This is a genomic window from Patescibacteria group bacterium (assembly GCA_041649475.1).
Taxonomy (GTDB): Bacteria; Patescibacteriota; Patescibacteriia; order Magasanikbacterales; family GWA2-37-8; genus JBAZNA01.
Window position 1 is genome coordinate 769,390 of sequence record JBAZNA010000001.1, and the last position, 19,519, is coordinate 788,908.

Here is a 19,519-nt window from a genome sequence, read left to right on the forward strand (position 1 = left end):
AGGCGTTTAATTGGTTACGATATAATGCTGGGCCAGACCCTCTAAACGGCTGAAATTTTCCTTATACCAGGCCAAGGTGCGATCCAAACCCTCGGCAAAAGTAATTTCCGGTTTAAAACCAAGAGCCCTGATCTTACTGGAATCCAAATATTGATTGGGGATCTCAATAAAATTCGGCGCTTTTTCTTGCATAATCGGTTCAATGTCTTTTATTTTTTTACGCAACATATCAATCACCATGGTAACACTGCGGATCTTGTCGCATTTGGATACATCCGCCAATTCCGCTTGCGAGTAAGAACCCAGATTATACGCCGCCCAGCCATAAGTTTCCTTGCCTGATTTGGGCATTAAACTGTTATTTTCTCCATAAATAGATTTTATCTTTTCGGCCGCTAAAAGATACCCGGTGACAACATCTTCAATATAAAGGTATTCTCTCAAAACGTCGGCATTACCAGTGTTAATATGAGGAGGCAGGTCTGAAAGCAAACACATTATGGTCCGCGGTATCAAACGGGAAAAATTCAGATCGCCCGGGCCATACATATTACAAGGCCGCAAAATAACAACCGGTAACTTAAACTGATAAGAATATGTCTGGCTAAGCATGTCCACGCAAACCTTGGACGCGCTATAAACATCCAGCCCGCGCAGGGCGTAATTTTCTCTATAAGGCAAGCTTTCCAAATTATCGTTCGCATGATCCCCATACGACTTATCCGTGGAAGCGATGACCACCCGGGGAATTTTATTAACCCTGGCAACTTCTAAAATATTTAAAGTGCCGGCCACATTGTTTTCAATGGTTGACATCGGCGCATTGCTGGCGTCGCTCACAATAGCCGAAGCGGCCAAGTGAAACATGGTGTCTATCTGATGGCGGTCGCAAATCCTGCGCAAAGCATAATAATCAAGGAGGTCACAATATTCAACATCGGGGGCGCTATCTGCGCCGATTAAATTAAGCATGTTAAACGGACGGGTGTGGCGCACGGTAATAGTTACACAAGCGCCGCAATTCAAAAGCTGTTTTACTAAATTTGATGCTAAAAAACCATCCCCTCCGGTAACAAGAACTCGTTTGCCATGCCAAAAATCTTTTCGTTCCATAGTTATAATTTGTATTTAAAGTAGAGAACATCGCCGGTAGTGCTAAAATTTGTTCTATTCTTCCAGAAGTAATCCCAGGTGCACGAAATGTTATTTTTACACAGGTCCATAATGGTGAAAAGGGTCGCGTAACGCAGGGTGCTTTGGATGATGTATGGCGTAATCATAGCCAAAACGACCATGCCCACGGCAATATGTCTGTACCAGCGGCCTTTCATATATACCCTATAAATGCCATAGCAGGCAATAGGGACAAAAAACCAGGCGGAAATAAATACTGTCCGGGCGACAAACAGCGACCACAGGTAATAAGACATGCTTGAAGGTATAACCGCCAATAGATAAATTTTTATGTTTCTATCAAGCGTCCGCCAATTTTTAATCAGAAAGTATAAACCAACTATAATAAACAGCCACAAAATGTTATAGGTGCTGGCATGGACGCCAAACCATTTGAACAGGGTGTAATTGTCCGTCGTGTATGTTTGCCAGTTGAATGTAAACCATTGCAGGGAGCTGTAATGAATGGCGCTCCCCCGAAACGAGTTAACAATGATTGTCGCCAGCGGAAAAACAGAAAATCTGATAAAATTAAACGCTCTTTCTTTCCAGGAAACTTTATCAAGCAGAAATAAAATACCGACAAACAGCGCGCCCATGCAACCGCTTTCCTTTGTCAGTACCCCAAAAGCCACCGCGATGCCGCCTAAAAAAAGCCAATTCTTATTTTTAGTATTTTCCCACCATCTCCAGCCGGCGTATATGGTGAGTAAAAACCAGAAATAACCGCCAATATCCTGAACCTGGGTCAAACCGTAACGTACCATGGCGTATCCACTTATCACAATCAGGGCAGAAGTGAAGCCGATGAAATTACTTTTAAATACCCGTCTGATCAGACCATAAGTTAAAAACACGAGGCCGTAATAAAAAATGATATTGGTCATGATTAAACCCTGTTCCGCGGTCAAAAATCTGAAAATGGTCGCGCCCATTACCGCATAAAAGGGATTAAGATACCGGGCCGGGACGAAAAAGAAAAACGACATGTGTTCACCTCGAAAAAATCTGATGAATTCAATAAAACTGTAAGTGTCGTTGTTTGGGTGAAAACCATACAACGCGGCGAATAGGGCCAAGTTCAGAGAAGCCAACAAAAAGAGCCAAATAAGTATTTTATGTTTCTCAATTTTTTCTAACATAATAAAAAATTATTTTATATTTTTATTCTATATTTTAATAATGTCCAAATTGCGACTAACTCATCACGCCAACAAATTTTCTTGCCTTCTGCCTTATGCCGGGGCCGGTAGGAAATAGGCACTTCCGAGATTTTTATTCCGCGCAGGGCCGTAAGCGCGGTCACTTCGGGGCAGAACTCAAAACGGCGGCAATGCAAATCTAAATTTTTTAGAAAATCGGTTTTAAACATTTTATAACAAGTCGGCTCGTCGGTTAATTTTTGTCCGTATAATAGGTTGGCTAAAATCGTGAGCAACCATCCACCAAAATAATACAACAGTCCTGAATATTGTGTATTTTCTTCTTTTAGGCGTCTTGAACCATAAAGAACCAACAACCCCTCGCTGATCATTTTTTCCATCATCGGTTTAAAATCACTTGGATCATACTCCAAATCAGCATCTTGGATCACAACATAATCGCCGGTGGCTTCTTTTAATCCGCTTCGAATCGCCGCCCCCTTTCCCTGGTTCTGGTCATGAAAAAGCACTCTGCCCCAGCCATTTGAACTCTTAAGAAATTCGCGCGTCCCGTCCACGGAGCAATCATCAACAATAATTATTTCTTTTTCAACGCCGGCCAAATCCAAATCACTCAATTTTGTTAAAATCTCGGTGATGGTACTTTTTTCGTTATAAACCGGAACGATTACTGAAAGCTTCACAGGCCTTTAAAATATCGTGTAAATAAAGGGCGCGAGCGGCGAGGTCTGGGCAAAAACCAAAAGAACACCAAACAAAATCAAAATAATTAAAATTGGCGCCAGCCACCAGGCCTTTCTGATTTTTAAAAAATTCCAGAGCTGCTTTAACATGTTGATCATAAAATTATTTACTAGCCCGAAGGGCGTTTAAAAGCTTATTTATAAAAAGAATCAAAAATAAATTTCGCTAATACATCGGATACCACATCGTGTCCACCTTGTGAAAAGTGCCCCCACCCATTTTTATACATCTCCTTGCCGTCAGATACTTCTTTCTCCATTGTTTCCCGTAAATTTATCATTTTTATCGAAGGATCTAATCCGGCAATTAATCTGTCTTCAAATGCCTTTGGATTAAAATCAACATTTTTTAATCCGGGATACTGATCGAGGTATGAATTTAATACATTTTTATCAACCGTCATGCCTTGCGGAATAAACATGAGCGCGAACTTAACGCCATCTTTGTCCAGCTGTTTTTTTAAATTATCCAGAAGATCAATACTAAATTGTAAATACTTCGAACGCTGCTCATCCAACGGAGTAATGTAATAATAATCATCATAAGGAATAACCAGTCCATTTTCACCCTTAGCCGGCGGACGATATAAACCGAATTTAACGGCAAAATCATACAATACCGGACTGCCCCTTACTATCCGATCAAAAAACCTGATAATGGCTGACATTCTGTATATCCTATCCTTAACTGATACAAAGTTATTTATCTGTGTTGAGGCGTATTGAGGAAAAGTGTTCCATGATTCTTTTGAAGCCAACATCGCATCCTTGTATTTGTAGCTATAACTATTATCAGTAGCGTCATTTTGAAGATAAAAAGCTAAAACCACGACATCGGGATGATATTTTTGGGCGTACTTTTCATAATATTTCATCTGGTCCACTGTTCCCGTACCGCCAATACCGAAGTTTAATACTTCAACTTTATTGTATGTTGAACTGGGATTTGTAAAAAGTAAATCTTGAAATTTTTTGCTTAATTGATATACAAAAGTTCTATTGTAATCGACCCCGGTCGCCTCAACATACGAATCTCCCAAAACCACGATTCGCAAGGTGCCGCTGGCCTTTTCTTCGCTAAAATCATCACCTAAAAATCCTAAACTATTAGATTTAACATGGAAATATTTTAATTCTTCATTATCAAACAAGTTCCTGTCTAAATTTGGTTTCAAAACCGCCATGCCGTCTTTGTTTATTCTCCAAATTGAGACATAAGTTTGAGTTTCAAAGAGGTGGAGAATACATTCAATCGCGACCAAGGTCAGTAAAACCGAAATAATCAAAGTTAGCCACCTTTTTTTAGTTTCGCTCATAAATTAAGTAAAAATATGCCTATATTGTAGCACTTAAAAACGCTTTCTGTCAATTAATCAAGTTTAAATTTGCCCAAATAAGTTCTCATTTTTTCCTCATCCACCAGATGCTGGTTGTCTTTCTTGGAAATCAGATAATTACCCAGAACCAGATAGTCCATGAAGGTGTTTAAAAACGTGCTCAACGCGTCTTTGGGCGACATCACTATGGGCTCGCCGCGGACATTAAAGGAGGTATTGATAATAACCGGACAACCGGTTTTTTGGTAAAAGGCGTTAATTATATCGTAATAACGCGGATTCTGCGCTCTGCTGACCGACTGGATGCGGGCCGAATTATCAACATGAGTGATGGCCGGGATGTCCGTTCTCTTTACCTGTGCGACCAAAAGCATATAGGGCGTCGGGTATTTTATGTCAAAACATTCGCTGTTTTTATCCTCAAGCACGGTCGGCGCGAACGGCCGGAAACTCTCCCTGAATTTGATTTTCAAATTCACCTTCTGCCAATTTTCCTTGTTGCGGGCGTCAGCGATGATTGAGCGATTGCCCAAAGCGCGCGGGCCGTATTCCATGCGCCCACCAAAAAGCCCGATGACATTACTGCCGGTAATTAAATCAGAAATCTTATCAATCAGCTCGCTGTCATTTAAATATTGATACTTAATTTTTTCGTTATCAAGGAAATTTTTAATTTCTTCATTACTGTATTCCGGACCCAAGTAAGCGTTGACCATTACCTTCTGGTTCGACGGCGGGAACTGGTGACTCAAAACCTGGTAATAAACATACAGAGCACTGCCGACCGCGCCACCGGCGTCGCCTGAAGCCGGCTGGATGTATAAATTCTCAAACCAGCCCTTCTCCAAGATTTTGCCATTGGCCACGCAGTTTAAAGCCACCCCGCCGGCCATGCACAAATTTTTTGACGGGTGCACTTGCCGGGCATGGTCAACAATTTTTAAAACGATTTCATTGGTGATCTTCTGCAAAGCCGCGGCAATATCTTTTTCGCGCTGGGTCGGGGCCGTGCCGAATTTTACAGCCGGACCGCCGAAAAGCTGGTCAAAATTCTTATTGGTCATGCGTAAACCAGCTTCATAGGAAAAATACTTCATGTTCAATTTAAAACTGCCGTCGTCTTTAACTGCAACCAATTCTTTAAATTTATCGTAATATTTTTCCGGATCTCCGTATGGAGCCAAGCCCATTACTTTATATTCGGCGCTATTAACTTTAAAACCTAAATAGTAGGTCAAAGCCGAATAAAGAAGGCCTAAAGAATCCGGGAACTCAATAGTTTCTGTCAGTGTCAGTTTATTGCCTTGGCCATAGCCGATGGTGGTGGTATCATACTCACCCACTCCATCCATCGTAACCACCACCGCGTCCTCAAAATCAGAACAATAATAGGCGCTGGCCGCGTGCGCGTAGTGATGCTCGGTAAACAAAATTTCGCCCTTGTACCCGCCCAGGGCTTTTCTGATCCGGCTTTCGACCCAAAGTTTACTTTTGACAAACACCATTATTGCTTTGAGAAAGGAAATAAACCCTCGCGGCCAGGTGTTGATGTAGGTTTTGAGCAGGCGTTCAAATTTTAAAAGCGGCTTCTCATAAAAAACCACGTAATCGAGACGATTGACTTCTACGCCCCCGGCCTTAAGACAATAGTCCACCGCGTTCTTCGGCAAATCAGAATCATGTTTTACGCGCGTAAAACGCTCTTCGTGGGCCGCCGCGATTACTACCCCATTTTTGATCAAAGCCGCGGCTGAATCATGATAGTCAAACGAAAGCCCCAGAATGTAAATATCCTGCTCGTTTATGTTAAATTCATTCATACTAAAATTGGAATTTTAAATTCTCCAGATCGGCCGGTCGGTTTTCTTTGATTTTCCAATACGATAATGGCTGATTTTTATGGCCTTTGAGTAACCGGACAAGGCCAAAAGGCAAAGCGTATAAACCGATGATTATAAAATAAAAAACCGTCAAAATAATAAAACCGCTAATCGTCCCCAAAACATGGCTAAATTTCATCCAATACTTATACAGTGTTTTAAAAAAATTTTTCATAATCGTTAAAATTATACTTTTTTAAGCAGCCACAACATAATGGCCTTTTGAATATGCATTCTATTTTCGGCTTGGTCAAAAATTATTGAGTTTTTATGGTCTATAGCATCACGGCTGATTTCATAGCCGATGTGGCAGGGCATACAATGCATAATTCTGGCCTGCGGCGCGTATTTGTCAATTATTTCGGCATTGAGCTGATACGGCTTGAGCACACGCAGACGGCGATCATATTCCGCCTGGAATTCCGGCAGAACTTTACCGTCTTTAAAAAATTCCATATCCATCCAAGTATCAGTATGGACAAAATCGGCTCCGGCCATGGCCTCGGCCAAATTTAAATTTTTAGAAACTTTTCCGGTCGCCTCGGCCATCGCGTTAAGTTCGCCATCCACACTGGACGCGTTAACCTCCGGAGCAGCCAGGCACACCTCTATCCCCAACTGCGCGCACGCCAGTTTCAAAGTATTGGAAACATTATTTTCAATACCGAGCCAGACGATTTTTTTGATTTTATCCAATCCGCCGGCGTGCTCCATCATCGTTAATATATCGCCCAAGGCCTGGCAAGGATGATATTTTTCACTGCAAGCGTCTATTACCGGAATCTGATTAAATGAAGCGGCGGTTTGCACATCCACGGCTTTCAAGGCCCGAAACATCAACATTTGCCCAAATCTCATTACCGCCCTGATCTCGTCTTTAAAATCGGTTAAAGAAAACTGTGAAGTGCGCGAATCCAGATAAATCGCGTGCCCGCCCAGCTCGGTTGTGCCGGCTTCAAAAGACAGACGCGTGCGGGTTGATGATTTCTGAAACAGCATTATCAAAGTTTTGTTCTCAAAATATTTTGGAAAATTATTTTCGGTTCGGTCTTTTTTGAGTTTGGCCGCCAAATCCAAAATTTCCCAAATTTCTTCCTTGGTAAAATCTTTTAAAGAAATCAAATGACGCATAAAATTCTATCTACGCCGCCCCACCAGCTGCTTTTTTCTTTAAGCTCCTGTCTATCTGCCATATTTGGTAGTAAAGAGAAAAATAACAGACAAAATTCTGCAGTGCCAGACTCCACCCGTTTACGCCGTGCTTCCACAAGCCATTTTTGAGCTGGGCTAAAGTAGTTTTTGGGGGATAAGTTATTATATAATACAGCGGGTGTTTTCTGATTTTCATAGCGTGTTTTATCCATTTGTCCGGAGTAGTATTATAGCATTCGTAAGTAAAAAGCTCTGGGAAAAATCCTTTGGCCAAAGCTGGGATCCAATAATTGGCTTTTCTCATGGTCTCCTTCCAAGAGATATTATTATAATTTGGCCGATGATGTAAAATCAAATTAGCTTTTTTAAGTCCTCCATCCACCTCACCCACCTCTTGAACCACGCCGACATAACGATAATTCTTTCTCCGGAAAAAAAGCGGCTTCTGTATGCCGGCAAAGGCGATGGCCCGTTTACCGTCCCAAAATTCCCAGTCAAAGATATATCCGTTGACGTTATCGTCGGACCCTAAGAGCGCGCGGATTTTGCCGTGATCGGCAACATCAAAATATTCATCGGCATCAAAACGCAACAACCATTCGCAGGTGGCCTGGGCAAAGGCAAAGGCCAGATGTCCTTCAACCACGCACTGATGCTCGCGCACGAAAATTTTGTCAGTATATTGTTTAGCAATTTCCAAAGTCCGGTCGGTGCAGGGGCCGTCGTGAATTATTATAATTTCATCAGCCAGACCCTTAATGCTGCTGAGACACCTTTCAATAATTTTTTCTTCGTTATAAATCACTAAACACGCGGAGATTGTTACTGGTTTGCTCATATTGAAGCTGGGATATTAAACTGTTGTATTGCTTTTTGCGCGTCATTTAAAAAGTTAACCACGGTCTCTTTGGTACGAGCGGACAAAAGCGACTTGGCGATAACATCCGGCGGAATGGTGAGAATATGAGCGCCGCTCTTAGCCCATAATTCCACATTCTCCGGAGTACGAACCGCACCGACGATAATTTCAATGTTTTTATAATTATGAAAATCCAGCCACTGCCTCACTTCTTTTAATACCTTTTGGGCTTGTTCCACCCCATGCTCCTCGGAAATCCGGCCGCCAAAAATGCTGATATAATGAGTTTTTTTAACTGCTGCTTTGGCCAAACCGGCATTTATGGCTTTAGTGGCCATAATGGCCTGATTAAAAGTCATCATCGCGGTCACATTGACCGATACGCCCTCGCTGACAAGCTGATAAATAACCGGCAAAAGAGAGACGCCGTTTTGATCAGTAACTGTTATTTTTACCGTAATATTATCCGCCCAGGTATTATATTTTCTGGCCTGATTTAAAATTTCATTGGGATTATCAGTAGTCACTTCCACGCTTAACGAAAGCGGCGCGATTAATCCGGCTATTTCAACTGCTCGAGCTTTTATACCTTCTTCTCCTCCCGTAACTCCCGCCTTTAAACAAATACTCGGATTAGTAGTAACTCCGTCACAGAGCCCCCAACTAATATACTTTTCAATCTCCTTGACGTCCGCGCTGTCAATAAACACCTTCATAAGTTAAATCATCCTTAATAATTAAATTGATTGTCATAAAAAGCTCTAGATTAATCCATTTTCACGCACATACTCTTCCACTTCTTTGTATTTCTCCAAATCGTCCATGCATTTCGTATATTCACCGCATTCATAGCTGTAAAATTTCAAACCACGGTTAACAACATCCGGCATCAAATTTTTCCCGAGTTCATAGTAAGTATTAGCCGGAACAAATTTTAAAATTTCTTTTCTTAATATAAACACGCCCTTCATCCGATAAGCATTCATGTATTTTTCTGTGTGGGGTTTGGGATGAATCGCTTTGTAACAGCCATCAGGACCGACTTCAGCCACATCCGCGTCCTGGTAGTTCTCGGTTTTCTGCATTTTCTGCATACCGATAATATCCGGGTGTTTGGCAAACTCCGCTTCCATTTTGGAGTAATCCATCAAACTGAACATGTCTCCGTAAATGACAAAAAAAGTGTCATCCAGCTGTTTCTCAAAATCTTTTACCCCACCGGCGGTTCCCAAGGGTTCCTTTTCTATAAAATAATTTATTTTTACTCCCCATTTGGCTCCGTCGCCAAAATAATTCCGGACCACATCAGGAAGATAAAAAAGGTTGATAAAAAATTCGGTCACGCCATGTTTTTTAAACTGTTCAATATTCCATTCCAAAAGCGGCTTGCCGGAAAAAGGAATCATTGCTTTGGGCATAGTATCAGTGAGCGGCCTCATGCGAGTCCCCAAACCAGCACACAGAATAACGGCTTGTTTTATTTTTGACATATTTTAACGGCTTCCACCAAATTTTTTACGGTAAAATCCGGCTTCACATGTTGGTATTTCTGATCCAAACGCGCGTGACCCGGGCCAGTTTTCACCAAAATCGTTTTGAGGCCGGCTTTTTTGCCCGAAACTACATCTATAAGCGCGTCACCGATCATAAAACTCTTCTTCGGGTTTATTTTTAAATCCTTTAATCCTTTAAGGATCATCCCCGGTTCCGGCTTACGGCAACGGCAGCGCAAACGATACTCTGGCAAATTCGCTTCCGGGTGGTGTGGACAATAATATATCCCGTCAATACGCGCTCCTTTGCCGTGCAAACGCCTGATTAGCACGCCATGGATTTCGTCAACTTCTTTTGGTCCGATGATACCGCGCGCAATCACCGGCTGATTAGTCACTACAATTACGAAAAATCCTAGTTTGTTCAGTTTGCTAATTGCCCGCGCCGTACCAGGAAGAAGGCGCAGGTCTTTAACTTTATGCATTAAGTCAACCTGTCTGATAATCGTTCCGTCCCGATCTAAAAATACCGCTTTATGGTCTCTTTTTTCCATAAAAGTACCGCCTTACGCATTGATAACATTCTTTTTAATGTAATCAATCTGGATTTTAAGGCCTTCTTCAATCGTGGTTTTCGGATTCCAGCCCAAACTCTTGAGCTTGGAACAGTCACCTAAATTTACCTGGGCCTCGCCCTCCAGATTATCTTTATAGATCGGATCTAGATTTACCCCGGTTATATCCCTGATCATTTTATAAATTTCATTAATGGAGTAATTCACGCCACAACCGATATTAAAAACTTCGTTGTTGGCTCGGTCATCTTTCATCAAGAGCAGGTGTACGTCATTGACATCGTCAACATAAACAAAGTCGCGCCTCTTTTCACCATCTCCATAAATAATTGGGTTCTCGCCGCGTAGAAGTTTGATTATGAGGGCGGACATAACCGGCGGAATCGTTCTCCTATAATCCTGTCTGGGGCCGTAGACATTAAAATAACGTACGGCCACGGTCTTTAAATTGCGAAACTTCTGGAAGCCCTGGGCATAAATATTGGTGGTCATCTTGCTAAGCGCGTAAAAGCTGTGCGGGTGCACGTCGGATTCCGGAGTTGGGTAAATTTCTGAACCCTCATACAGAGCCGAGGTTTCGGCATAAATGATTTTTTTGATTCCCGCCCTGGCACTAGCTTCAAATACATTGACAGTGCCGGTGCTGTTATTATCACTGGCGTCTACCGGATCCTGTTGGCACTCGCTGACACTACTTTTAGCAGCCAGATGAAACACGTATTCAACGTCTTTAAATAACGGATAAATGTCTTTTGACCTTATATCCAATTTATGAAAATCAACACCTTCCGGAACCTGGGTTACAACCCCGGCGGAAAGGTTGTCTATACCGATTACCTCATATCCCTCCTCAAGCAAACGAACTGCTAAGTTGCTTCCTATAAAACCGGCAATGCCTGTGATGAGAACTTTAGCCATATTTGTATAAAATTATATAAAAAGGTGCAGATATTATATACTATAGCACCCACACAACGCAAGTTTAAAAATCGAGTCTAAACCTTAGAAGATTGCTGTTTCCGGCTCACCAAATGATCAAAATAATCCTGAAAATAAGTTGTCATCAAATGAAGAATAACCCCATGCGCGCCTTCTACGACTCCGTATTTTCCTTTTTCGGTCCGGACCATAATCTTTGCGTCTGCCAATTCATTGAGTTTGCCGCCATCAAAACCCGATAACCCGATTACCGGCACATGGCGGCTCTTGGCCAATTCAACCGCTTTGATAATATTAGCTGAATTTCCTGAACTGCTGATAGCTATAATGCAATCACCCTCCCTTAAATAGTTTTGCAAGGGACCGGAGAAGACCGTATCAAAGCCAACGTCATTGGCCCAAGCCGACATCTCTTCTTCGGTGGTGGGTAAACGTATGGCTTGAAACCTTTTGGAATGTAAATCCAAATTATGACTGAAAACAGTTTTATTAAAATCACTCACCCAGTGAGTAGCCAAGGCCAGGGATCCCCCGTTGCCAAAAATATATATGCGTCCATCCCGTTCATAAACCGATTGCACTATATTGATGGCCTTGGCAATTTCTTCCGAGGGCAAGGCCTTGAGGGCGTAATCAGTTTCGGAAATATATTTAGAGATGTAATCTTTCATAAAGATTAAGATACATTATCGCTGAACAGAATATCCGTTCCGGATTGAGTAAAATTAAACGGGATAGCCTGCGCTTCCGATAGATTATTTTCCGCGGCCAACTTTTTTAAACTGGCTTTAATCTGTTCGTGTTTATCGAGCGGTGCCAAAAACAACAGACATCCTCCCCCGCCCGCGCCCAGAATTTTTCCGCCCCAGGCGCCGTTTTTGATCCCGGTTTCATACATTACGTCAATTAACGAATTTGAAACCGCCGAAGCTAAACTCCTTTTGCGCAACCAGCCCTCGTGGAGCATCGCCGCCATGCCTTCCAGATCCCCGGCCATTAGTTTGTCACGAAAATCATAAACCGAATCGGACATTTTTTTGTATGTTTCAAAATTGCTCTCAATTTTTGTTTTCTGTTCTCCCAAAACAGAGGCAGCACTTCTGGTAATGCCGGTAAAAAATAAAATGAGATGATCTTCAAATTTCGCTCTCTTCTTATAATCCAATAAAATTGGCTCAATTGTTACCGTCTCATCGGAGTTGAATTGAAATATATTAAATCCGCCGAACGAGGCCGCGTATTGATCTTGTTTGCCGATCGGTTCTTTTAATAACTCGATTTCCAAACGGCAAGCGGCTTCGGCGGCTTCAATGCGGCTCATACTCTTGCCCAACAAATAGTTTAACCCTTTAACCAACGCGACAGAAAATCCGGACGAAGAACCCAAACCGGTTTTTGCGGGAATATCCGCGGAACTGGTAATTTCCAATCCGTGTTTAATGCCTAAATCCAACAGGATTCCCCGCGCCCGGTCATGTTTCAGTTCACTGGGATCAGCTACAATTTCAGTCGTATTATATTTCATTATAAATTTATTCAAAAGTCCCGTCGGATTTATTGACAGGTAAATAAATTTATTAATTGTTGTGGAAATGACCCTGCCCGGATATTTATGATAAAAATCCGGCAGATCCGTTCCTCCTCCCACAAAGCTAATACGTAGTGGCGCTCTGACTATAATCATAAATATTTTGATTTTCTTAAACCCAGCATGAATAACAAGGTTTTGGCTTTTCTTTTATATTTTGAATAAGACAATTCCACCCTTTCCAACGCCGAATTACAATACTCCTTTCCAAAAAGATTTGCAAGTCGTAAATAGTACTCACTAAACCAGCCCCTGATATCGTCCTCATCCGGGTAAAAGCGTAAATTTTTATAATAATTTAAGGCCTCTTCGGGCAAAGTATGATTCTTTTCCAAATAAAGTTCCAAGAATATTTTCTCAAGAGTTTTGATGCCAAACGACGCCTCGTATCTTTGGCGAACTTCATCAAAATTCTTTTCACCCATCTTCTTAATCAGTTCGGGATGCTGGCTTAAATAATCGACAGCATAGGCCATAGCGGTTCCGCTCCTTACCACATACCCGTTTTCACCATTTTTAATTTGTTCAACGAGTCCGTTATCTTTGGTGTGGGTTCTTCCCCACGTACGGCGCGGAAACGGTGTTGACATCACTATCGCCGGTTTTTTAAACAGCATAGCTTCAACGGTCGTCCCGCCAAAACATTCGCCGATCGGACTATCATGAACGTAAATATCAATGGATGAATAAAAAAGATCCAAATCCTTATCCGAATCCGTGAGGCCCAACATGATCAGGTTGTCCTTCCTGCCGGACGCCTCCAGTAATTTTCTCTTTGACGGCGGAACCCCGTAAATTAAAAACTTTATTCTCGGATTCATTTTGGACAATTTTTTCCACATTATCAGCATTTCGTCATCCCATTTTTCAATAACCGGCCTGGCGCTTCTGCCTATTACCGGACAACCCGCTATCCCCATCCGATTTTTATACTCTTCAATTTCTGCCGCTGTCGGCAATTTAGACATGAAATTATTTGCGTCAACCAGACAATATACCGTCTTGAGTTCCTTAAAATTGAACGGTAGATTATTCTGGTCGCAATATTTTACCAGATTGGTCATGCTCACAAAAACGCGTTTGCCGCATCTGGTGCCAAAATCTCCCTTGTCTACAACACTGAAAGTATTTAGTTCCATCAGTCCGATACTGGGTGGAAGCGCCTGCGCGATTTTGTCATGAAGCGATTCGTTTCGTCCGTGTCTGTGCGCATATATAATGTCAATTTTATTTTTTTTAACCATCTCGGCAATCTCTTTGGGATCGGACGAAAAAAATACTTTCTTGTCTCTCAAAAATTTTGACCTGGCGTCATCTACGGCGCTTAGGGAAATTATGTAATGCTCAAAAATATCCTTATTAAGGTATCTGTCAACTGTTATAACTTGTCTGGCAGTGCCGCCGATTCCCATGTCATTAATCAAGGAAGCGACTCTAATTTTATCAGTCATGTTACTACTTTACCTTTTACTTCTTTGCCCTGCAAACAGCCACCATGAAGCGTGATTTTTTAATATTATTGTCATCTTGATAAAAGACAATATCACTGGGCTCTAAAACCGGCTTTATCCGGTTTATGATCTTTAGTTTGATAGTATTGCTTGTTTTATAACTGATGATGTTTAGATGGCGCAGGCCGAGCAAAACAGGATTTAATATCTTCCAGAACCAGCGATCATTATATACAGGCGTGCTTTGGCCATAAAATTTTTCAATAACAAAAAATTCGCTAAGCGCGCTTTTAAATTCATCAACTGCCATCTCAAAAACATGATAAGGGTTGTTGGGTTTTTGGCCGGCTGCCGTACCCGGTGAATAAATTTCCCTATTTGGAGTTGAAATGTAAACTAGACCGTCATTTCTTACGACTCTTTTTATCTCCGACAAAAACTTTCGCCAATCCTGAACATGTTCAAATACCTCAAAAGCCGCCGCGACATCAAAAAAATTATCTGCAAAGGGAATACCTGTGCCGGACCCGCAGGAAAATTCTACATTGGGAGCGGACCAATTTTCTTTAGCATAACTGATAGCTTCAGCGGAAACATCAACACCGTATATTTTTTTGAATTTTTTGGATAATTCATGACTGCCATGTCCGGAGCCGCAGCCAATATCCAAAACAGTGCTCTCCGGGTTGCCGGAAACCAAATTATAGCGCGCCAAATGTTCAACTAAATTATTCCGGGATAAATTGCTTTTGGAATCCAATCTCTCTCCGCCGAATCTATTTCCTTCCGCTTTATTTTGTTTTGCAATATTATCTTTGGGTTTCACCCGGCAATACTTCAAAAGAAATTCCAGTATAAATTTCTCAACGCCAAAATATTTGAAATAACGCTTCCGCCATCTGATGTCGCATAGTTTTTCAAACGGTTTGACTAACCAACGCCTCATTCCGGGAAAATTGATGTCTGTTTTGGAGCCCGGCTTTTGGTGGAAATGAAAACCGGCAATATGATATACGCTTTGCATTTCGTTTGACCCGGAATTGCTGACCGTAAAATTTTCCCACTCGCTCATTCTTTCAGGCACTCTCATCCCGTGGGCTACTGCCACCGAATGCAATGTGATTCCCGGAAAAGGCGTGAAATTATATATGGGTATATTGCAATTTCCTTTGTGAATCTCATACAATTGGTCGGCAAAAGCGAAGGTTTCATTCCTCTCTGCAAGCGTTTCCGTGGGAAAACCAATAATCAAATAATATCTCGGCCTGATGTTTGAATTTTCAGATAAACATTTGGCCGCATGCAGTATGTCTTCTTTGGTTTCTGCCTTATTGATGAACTTCATTAATCTTTCACTTCCGGTTTCCACTCCCATGGCAATATCGGTAACTCCCAGTTCTGATAATTTTCTGGCAAATTCAGGTCCGTTGACTTTAAAATTATCAGCTCGAAAAGAGGGATGCCATTTAATATTTCGCTCTTTTAAAATTTTACCGACTTCCAATATTCTTGATTCCCGGCCTAAGTAATCATCTCCGATTTGTATCCATTTTATTTGCATGTGCGACAAAAGCACGTCCAGCCACTGCGCCCAAAGCTGCAAATCTAACATTCTGTATTTTTTATCCTTATCAGTGCTGTTAACGCAAAAACCGCAACTATACGGACACCCTCTTGATGAGGGAAACATTATGTCACTCGTTTGGTTGGCGAGCTTAAATAATCTTAGAGTTTTATCTGTGATCGGGCAAACAAAATCAACCGCATCCAGTTTACCTGCCGGTATATATTTTACATCCCGGCCCACGATGCCTTTGGGAATAATATTTCTATCCTGAAAAAAAGCTAAAAAACTCGGCAGGGTTATTTCACCTTCCCCCACGGCAACATAATCTATAAAATCTTCTTTTATGCACTGCTCCGGCATAAGAGAAGCATGGACTCCGCCAAAAATGGTGGTTTTATTATTTTCCTTCGCCAATTTTAAAATCTCCGCCGCGTACTTCAATTGTATACCGGTAAAACTTGAGACCCCGACAACATCAGACCATTTAATCAACTCAAGAAGTTTTTCCTTTGAATCCCAGCGCTCATCCCAATATTCCACTTCATATCCCGCCTTTTCGGCCGCCGCGCCCGTATAAATAATACTTAGAGGACTATTTTTTTGCGGGGATGACTCCGTAGGGGTTGGCTGACATAATAAAACCTTCGGCTTCATAGCAATTTATGAAAAATTAGCGCTATAAAATTTACAAATGACGTGATAAAATTCATTCTATAAATATTGGCATTTCCAAACACTTCCGGAACTGGCTCGTTGATTTTAGCTCCAATTACAAAAAATGTCAACCTCCGCTTAGCTCTTCGGTTGCCGCCGGAGCTGTAGTCATTATCATCGGTGGAAGACCGACGCAAATGGGTCACGTGCCAGTATCGGTTGGTCATAAAACGACTGTTTTCTTTTTGACAAAATTCTTTATTATCTTTATCCAACAAAGTATCCTGGTTATAAACGCCCTGCCAGTGCAAGCCGGGTGCGATCTTAATAAACCTGGGATAATGAAAATCGGTTTTGCCCAAAATGGTTATACTCCGCTTGCCGGCATAGACATGATAAATATCTCCGACGCATAAATAAAAAGGCGCGATCAGACACTCTAAACTTCCGTCTAGGGCGATGGCTTTCGTTGCTTCGGCCATTGCCTTTTTTGTCCAAATTTCGTCGCCGTCTAAAATCATAAACCAGTCCGTCTTAGTTCGCTCAATCATTTCCTGTCGCAAAAGGGTATGTCTGTTCCCGTCAGCCGGACCCTTTTCCTCAAAAATAATTTTACCCGGATACTCGGCCATTAGCTTCTGAATTAATTCCACGGTCTTGTCGGTTGAACCGGTATCAAAAACAATCACGCGGTCAACAAAATCAATCACGGATTTGATGGTGTAATAAACAAAATTTTCTTCATTTTTAACCAGGCAATGGGCGGTAACAGTGTTCATAAATGCTTATTATTATCATCAACTACTATATAGTGATATTTTTCACGCATTCTTTTATTGCCAAACCAACGCCGATAATATTTTTTTAAAAAATCATAAACACCGATGGCGGATAAAACATTTTTAAAAAAACGAAACACTACAAAATATACCAATCCTTGCAAATTATAAAGGTCCGTTTTCAGGCCCGGGAAATACTTTCTCGAAATAAGCCAATTCTCTTTCCTGGCGATCAGCCAATGTTTGGCTGAATATCCTTGAGCACCGGTTTCAAACACAACCACGTTAATTTTTATAAATTTGTAACCACTGGCTATGCATTTCAGAACAAAATCACCGTCGCCAGAGACCTTATAACGGGTGTCAAATTTATATTTTTTTATTATTTCCGCTTTTACAAAAAGCGTTTCAAAAATCAATTTCATCCCCTTCCAGGCCTCTTTATTAACATCTTCGTGGGCTTCAATCCTGGCCATGCGCCCATTAACATAGCCCACCGCGCTCCCATATACTCCATCGGCATCTATTTTTTTTCCGGCGAATATATCTGCCAATACGGTATGATTATAAAGGTAATCACCGGAAGTTAAAATTTCCACCCAGTCCCCGGTGACAAAAGATACCGCTTTATTTAAAGCATAATACAGTCCGTCATCAGGTTCGCTGACTAACACGGCAATGTCTTTCTCGTATTTTTTAATGATTTCCAAAGTACCGTCAGTGGACCCGCCGTCAATAATAATATACTCAACATTTTTATAGGTCTGATTTAAGACGCTTAAAATCGTTTTCTCTATATGAGCAACATCATTTCTGACTATCGTAATAATACTTATTTTGGGTGCAAAAATTTCGTCCATATTTTATGCGATATTAAAATCTTTTTTCTTTAATAAATATAAAGCCCACACTAAATTCCACAAAAACAGCATGACACTGCTAAAGGCAAACGTATAAGCCGCCCCCATAATCCCATACCGAGGAATGAAAATAAAATTGCCAACCACATTGACTAATAGTTGCGCAAAAATGAAAATGGTTGAGATGTGGGTTTTATTAAAAACAGTAATGACAAGAGAAAAGGGAATGGCCAAAACATTGAGCAGAGTGCTATAAGATAATATAACATAAAGCGGCATGGCCGCATCATATTTCTGCCCAAAAAATAAACCGATTAAAAACTGAGACGGGTATACCAAAATTGCGATTCCTATTGTCCCAACCAGCACCCACTTAAATGCTCTTCTAACAAAAGCGACCAGTTCTATTTTATTTTTTAAACTGCTAATTTTGGGCATCAAAACAGAAGAAATGGAACCGGAAATGATCGGAAAAAACTGGAGCAATTGCCAGGCAACGGTGAAAACTGCCACCTCCACCAACCCTAGATAATGACTGATCATAATTTGATCAACCCGGCTGGAAAAAATAGCTACTAACGAAGTAATGGTGAGCCAAAAGCTAAACCGAGCTAATTGTGAATTTAATTTTTGTTTAACCTCTTGGTCAATCTCCACTTTTCTAAAATTTTTCGGTAAAACTTTAAAGTTTACAATAAACAAAATCCAGGGAATAAAAATATAAACTGACAGATACGCAAAAACATTCTTCACGCCGAAAGCTAAAAGTGCTAGGGCTACGGCCAAACGTAAAAAACCTTTGAGCGATTGCACAGAGGCATTATATAAAAATCTTTGCTTGGCCTGTAAAAAAGTTGCCAAAAAACCCAACAAAATCACACCACCGATACCCAGAGAAGCATAGGTCAGATAAGGACCAACCTTAATTTGACCATATACATATTTAGCTATCGGATACGCAAAAATTAATCCGCCAAGGGTAAGCACCCAGGTCAGTGTCACTCGCCAGCGCCAAATTGTTTTAACCAGTTGTTTTAACTTGTCTGTCTGGTCCGTCGCTATATAATATGGCGCAAATCTTAAGAGCCCGGCGTTTAATCCAAAGTCAGACATTTCCGCGACTACGCTTAGCGCCGCAACCGCAAGGGAAAAAATTCCAAAAAGCTCCTGATTTAAAGATCTTGCCAAAGCTATATTAAGCACAAATAAAGACAGCCCGTTTATCAGCGAACCGGTCATCACATAGCCGGTCTGATGCAGGGCTTTTTTTCTGACTATCAATTTTAACCGCTCCATGATTTGCATA

The 19,519-nt window shown here is 41.4% G+C and carries 20 protein-coding genes; all 20 read right to left on the reverse strand.

Going from position 1 to position 19,519, the window contains the following annotated elements:
- Window positions 1–6: 6 nt before the first annotated feature.
- A complete protein-coding gene (locus WC526_03880) occupies window positions 7–1,113 on the reverse strand; it encodes an NAD-dependent epimerase/dehydratase family protein (protein ID MFA5062258.1) in 1,107 nt (368 codons plus the stop codon).
- Window positions 1,114–1,115: 2 nt separating this feature from the next.
- Entirely contained in the window at window positions 1,116–2,315 is a 1,200-nt protein-coding gene (locus tag WC526_03885) for a phospholipid carrier-dependent glycosyltransferase (GenBank protein MFA5062259.1), read from the reverse strand.
- A 14-nt stretch (window positions 2,316–2,329) separates the two neighbouring features.
- Window positions 2,330–3,019 carry a glycosyltransferase family 2 protein gene (locus tag WC526_03890; GenBank protein ID MFA5062260.1) on the reverse strand — a complete coding sequence of 230 codons (690 nt, stop codon included), beginning with the start codon at window positions 3,017–3,019 and terminating at the stop codon, window positions 2,330–2,332.
- A 6-nt stretch (window positions 3,020–3,025) separates the two neighbouring features.
- Window positions 3,026–3,178: a DUF5989 family protein gene (locus WC526_03895; protein ID MFA5062261.1), complete on the reverse strand. Its 153-nt coding sequence runs from the start codon at window positions 3,176–3,178 to the stop codon at window positions 3,026–3,028.
- A 35-nt stretch (window positions 3,179–3,213) separates the two neighbouring features.
- The gene (locus WC526_03900; protein MFA5062262.1) at window positions 3,214–4,395 is read right to left on the reverse strand and encodes an SGNH/GDSL hydrolase family protein; all 1,182 of its coding nucleotides are present in this window, start codon (window positions 4,393–4,395) and stop codon (window positions 3,214–3,216) included.
- 53 nt (window positions 4,396–4,448) lie between these two features.
- Window positions 4,449–6,236, reverse strand: a complete 1,788-nt coding sequence (locus WC526_03905; GenBank protein MFA5062263.1) for a carbamoyltransferase — start codon at window positions 6,234–6,236, stop codon at window positions 4,449–4,451.
- Window position 6,237: 1 nt separating this feature from the next.
- Window positions 6,238–6,471 (reverse strand): hypothetical protein, encoded by a 234-nt coding sequence (locus WC526_03910; GenBank protein MFA5062264.1) that lies wholly within the window; start codon window positions 6,469–6,471, stop codon window positions 6,238–6,240.
- A gap of 11 nt (window positions 6,472–6,482) precedes the next feature.
- Window positions 6,483–7,427 (reverse strand): ornithine carbamoyltransferase, encoded by a 945-nt coding sequence (gene argF / locus WC526_03915; GenBank protein ID MFA5062265.1) that lies wholly within the window; start codon window positions 7,425–7,427, stop codon window positions 6,483–6,485.
- Window positions 7,428–7,437: 10 nt separating this feature from the next.
- On the reverse strand, window positions 7,438–8,286 hold the full coding sequence (locus WC526_03920) for a glycosyltransferase (protein ID MFA5062266.1): 849 nt from the start codon (window positions 8,284–8,286) through the stop codon (window positions 7,438–7,440).
- Window positions 8,283–9,023 (reverse strand): transaldolase family protein, encoded by a 741-nt coding sequence (locus WC526_03925; protein ID MFA5062267.1) that lies wholly within the window; start codon window positions 9,021–9,023, stop codon window positions 8,283–8,285. The genes WC526_03920 and WC526_03925 overlap by 4 nt, the downstream gene beginning before the upstream one ends.
- A gap of 45 nt (window positions 9,024–9,068) precedes the next feature.
- A complete protein-coding gene (locus tag WC526_03930) occupies window positions 9,069–9,797 on the reverse strand; it encodes a nucleotidyltransferase family protein (GenBank protein ID MFA5062268.1) in 729 nt (242 codons plus the stop codon).
- Window positions 9,785–10,354, reverse strand: coding sequence for an HAD family hydrolase (locus tag WC526_03935; GenBank protein ID MFA5062269.1), 570 nt, complete (start codon window positions 10,352–10,354; stop codon window positions 9,785–9,787). The genes WC526_03930 and WC526_03935 overlap by 13 nt, the downstream gene beginning before the upstream one ends.
- Before the next feature lie 12 nt (window positions 10,355–10,366).
- Window positions 10,367–11,293 carry an NAD-dependent epimerase/dehydratase family protein gene (locus WC526_03940; GenBank protein ID MFA5062270.1) on the reverse strand — a complete coding sequence of 309 codons (927 nt, stop codon included), beginning with the start codon at window positions 11,291–11,293 and terminating at the stop codon, window positions 10,367–10,369.
- Window positions 11,294–11,370: 77 nt separating this feature from the next.
- On the reverse strand, window positions 11,371–11,985 hold the full coding sequence (locus WC526_03945) for an SIS domain-containing protein (GenBank protein MFA5062271.1): 615 nt from the start codon (window positions 11,983–11,985) through the stop codon (window positions 11,371–11,373).
- A gap of 5 nt (window positions 11,986–11,990) precedes the next feature.
- A complete protein-coding gene (locus WC526_03950; GenBank protein ID MFA5062272.1) occupies window positions 11,991–12,998 on the reverse strand; it encodes a GHMP kinase in 1,008 nt (335 codons plus the stop codon).
- Window positions 12,995–14,353: a glycosyltransferase family 4 protein gene (locus tag WC526_03955; protein MFA5062273.1), complete on the reverse strand. Its 1,359-nt coding sequence runs from the start codon at window positions 14,351–14,353 to the stop codon at window positions 12,995–12,997. The genes WC526_03950 and WC526_03955 overlap by 4 nt, the downstream gene beginning before the upstream one ends.
- Before the next feature lie 16 nt (window positions 14,354–14,369).
- The gene (locus WC526_03960) at window positions 14,370–16,574 is read right to left on the reverse strand and encodes a methyltransferase domain-containing protein (protein ID MFA5062274.1); all 2,205 of its coding nucleotides are present in this window, start codon (window positions 16,572–16,574) and stop codon (window positions 14,370–14,372) included.
- A complete protein-coding gene (locus tag WC526_03965; protein MFA5062275.1) occupies window positions 16,571–17,353 on the reverse strand; it encodes a glycosyltransferase in 783 nt (260 codons plus the stop codon). The genes WC526_03960 and WC526_03965 overlap by 4 nt, the downstream gene beginning before the upstream one ends.
- Window positions 17,350–18,213 carry a glycosyltransferase family 2 protein gene (locus tag WC526_03970; protein MFA5062276.1) on the reverse strand — a complete coding sequence of 288 codons (864 nt, stop codon included), beginning with the start codon at window positions 18,211–18,213 and terminating at the stop codon, window positions 17,350–17,352. Before WC526_03970 ends, WC526_03965 begins: the two co-directional genes overlap by 4 nt.
- A 3-nt stretch (window positions 18,214–18,216) precedes the next feature.
- Window positions 18,217–19,518, reverse strand: a complete 1,302-nt coding sequence (locus WC526_03975) for an oligosaccharide flippase family protein (GenBank protein ID MFA5062277.1) — start codon at window positions 19,516–19,518, stop codon at window positions 18,217–18,219.
- Between the last annotated feature and the right edge of the window lies 1 nt (window position 19,519).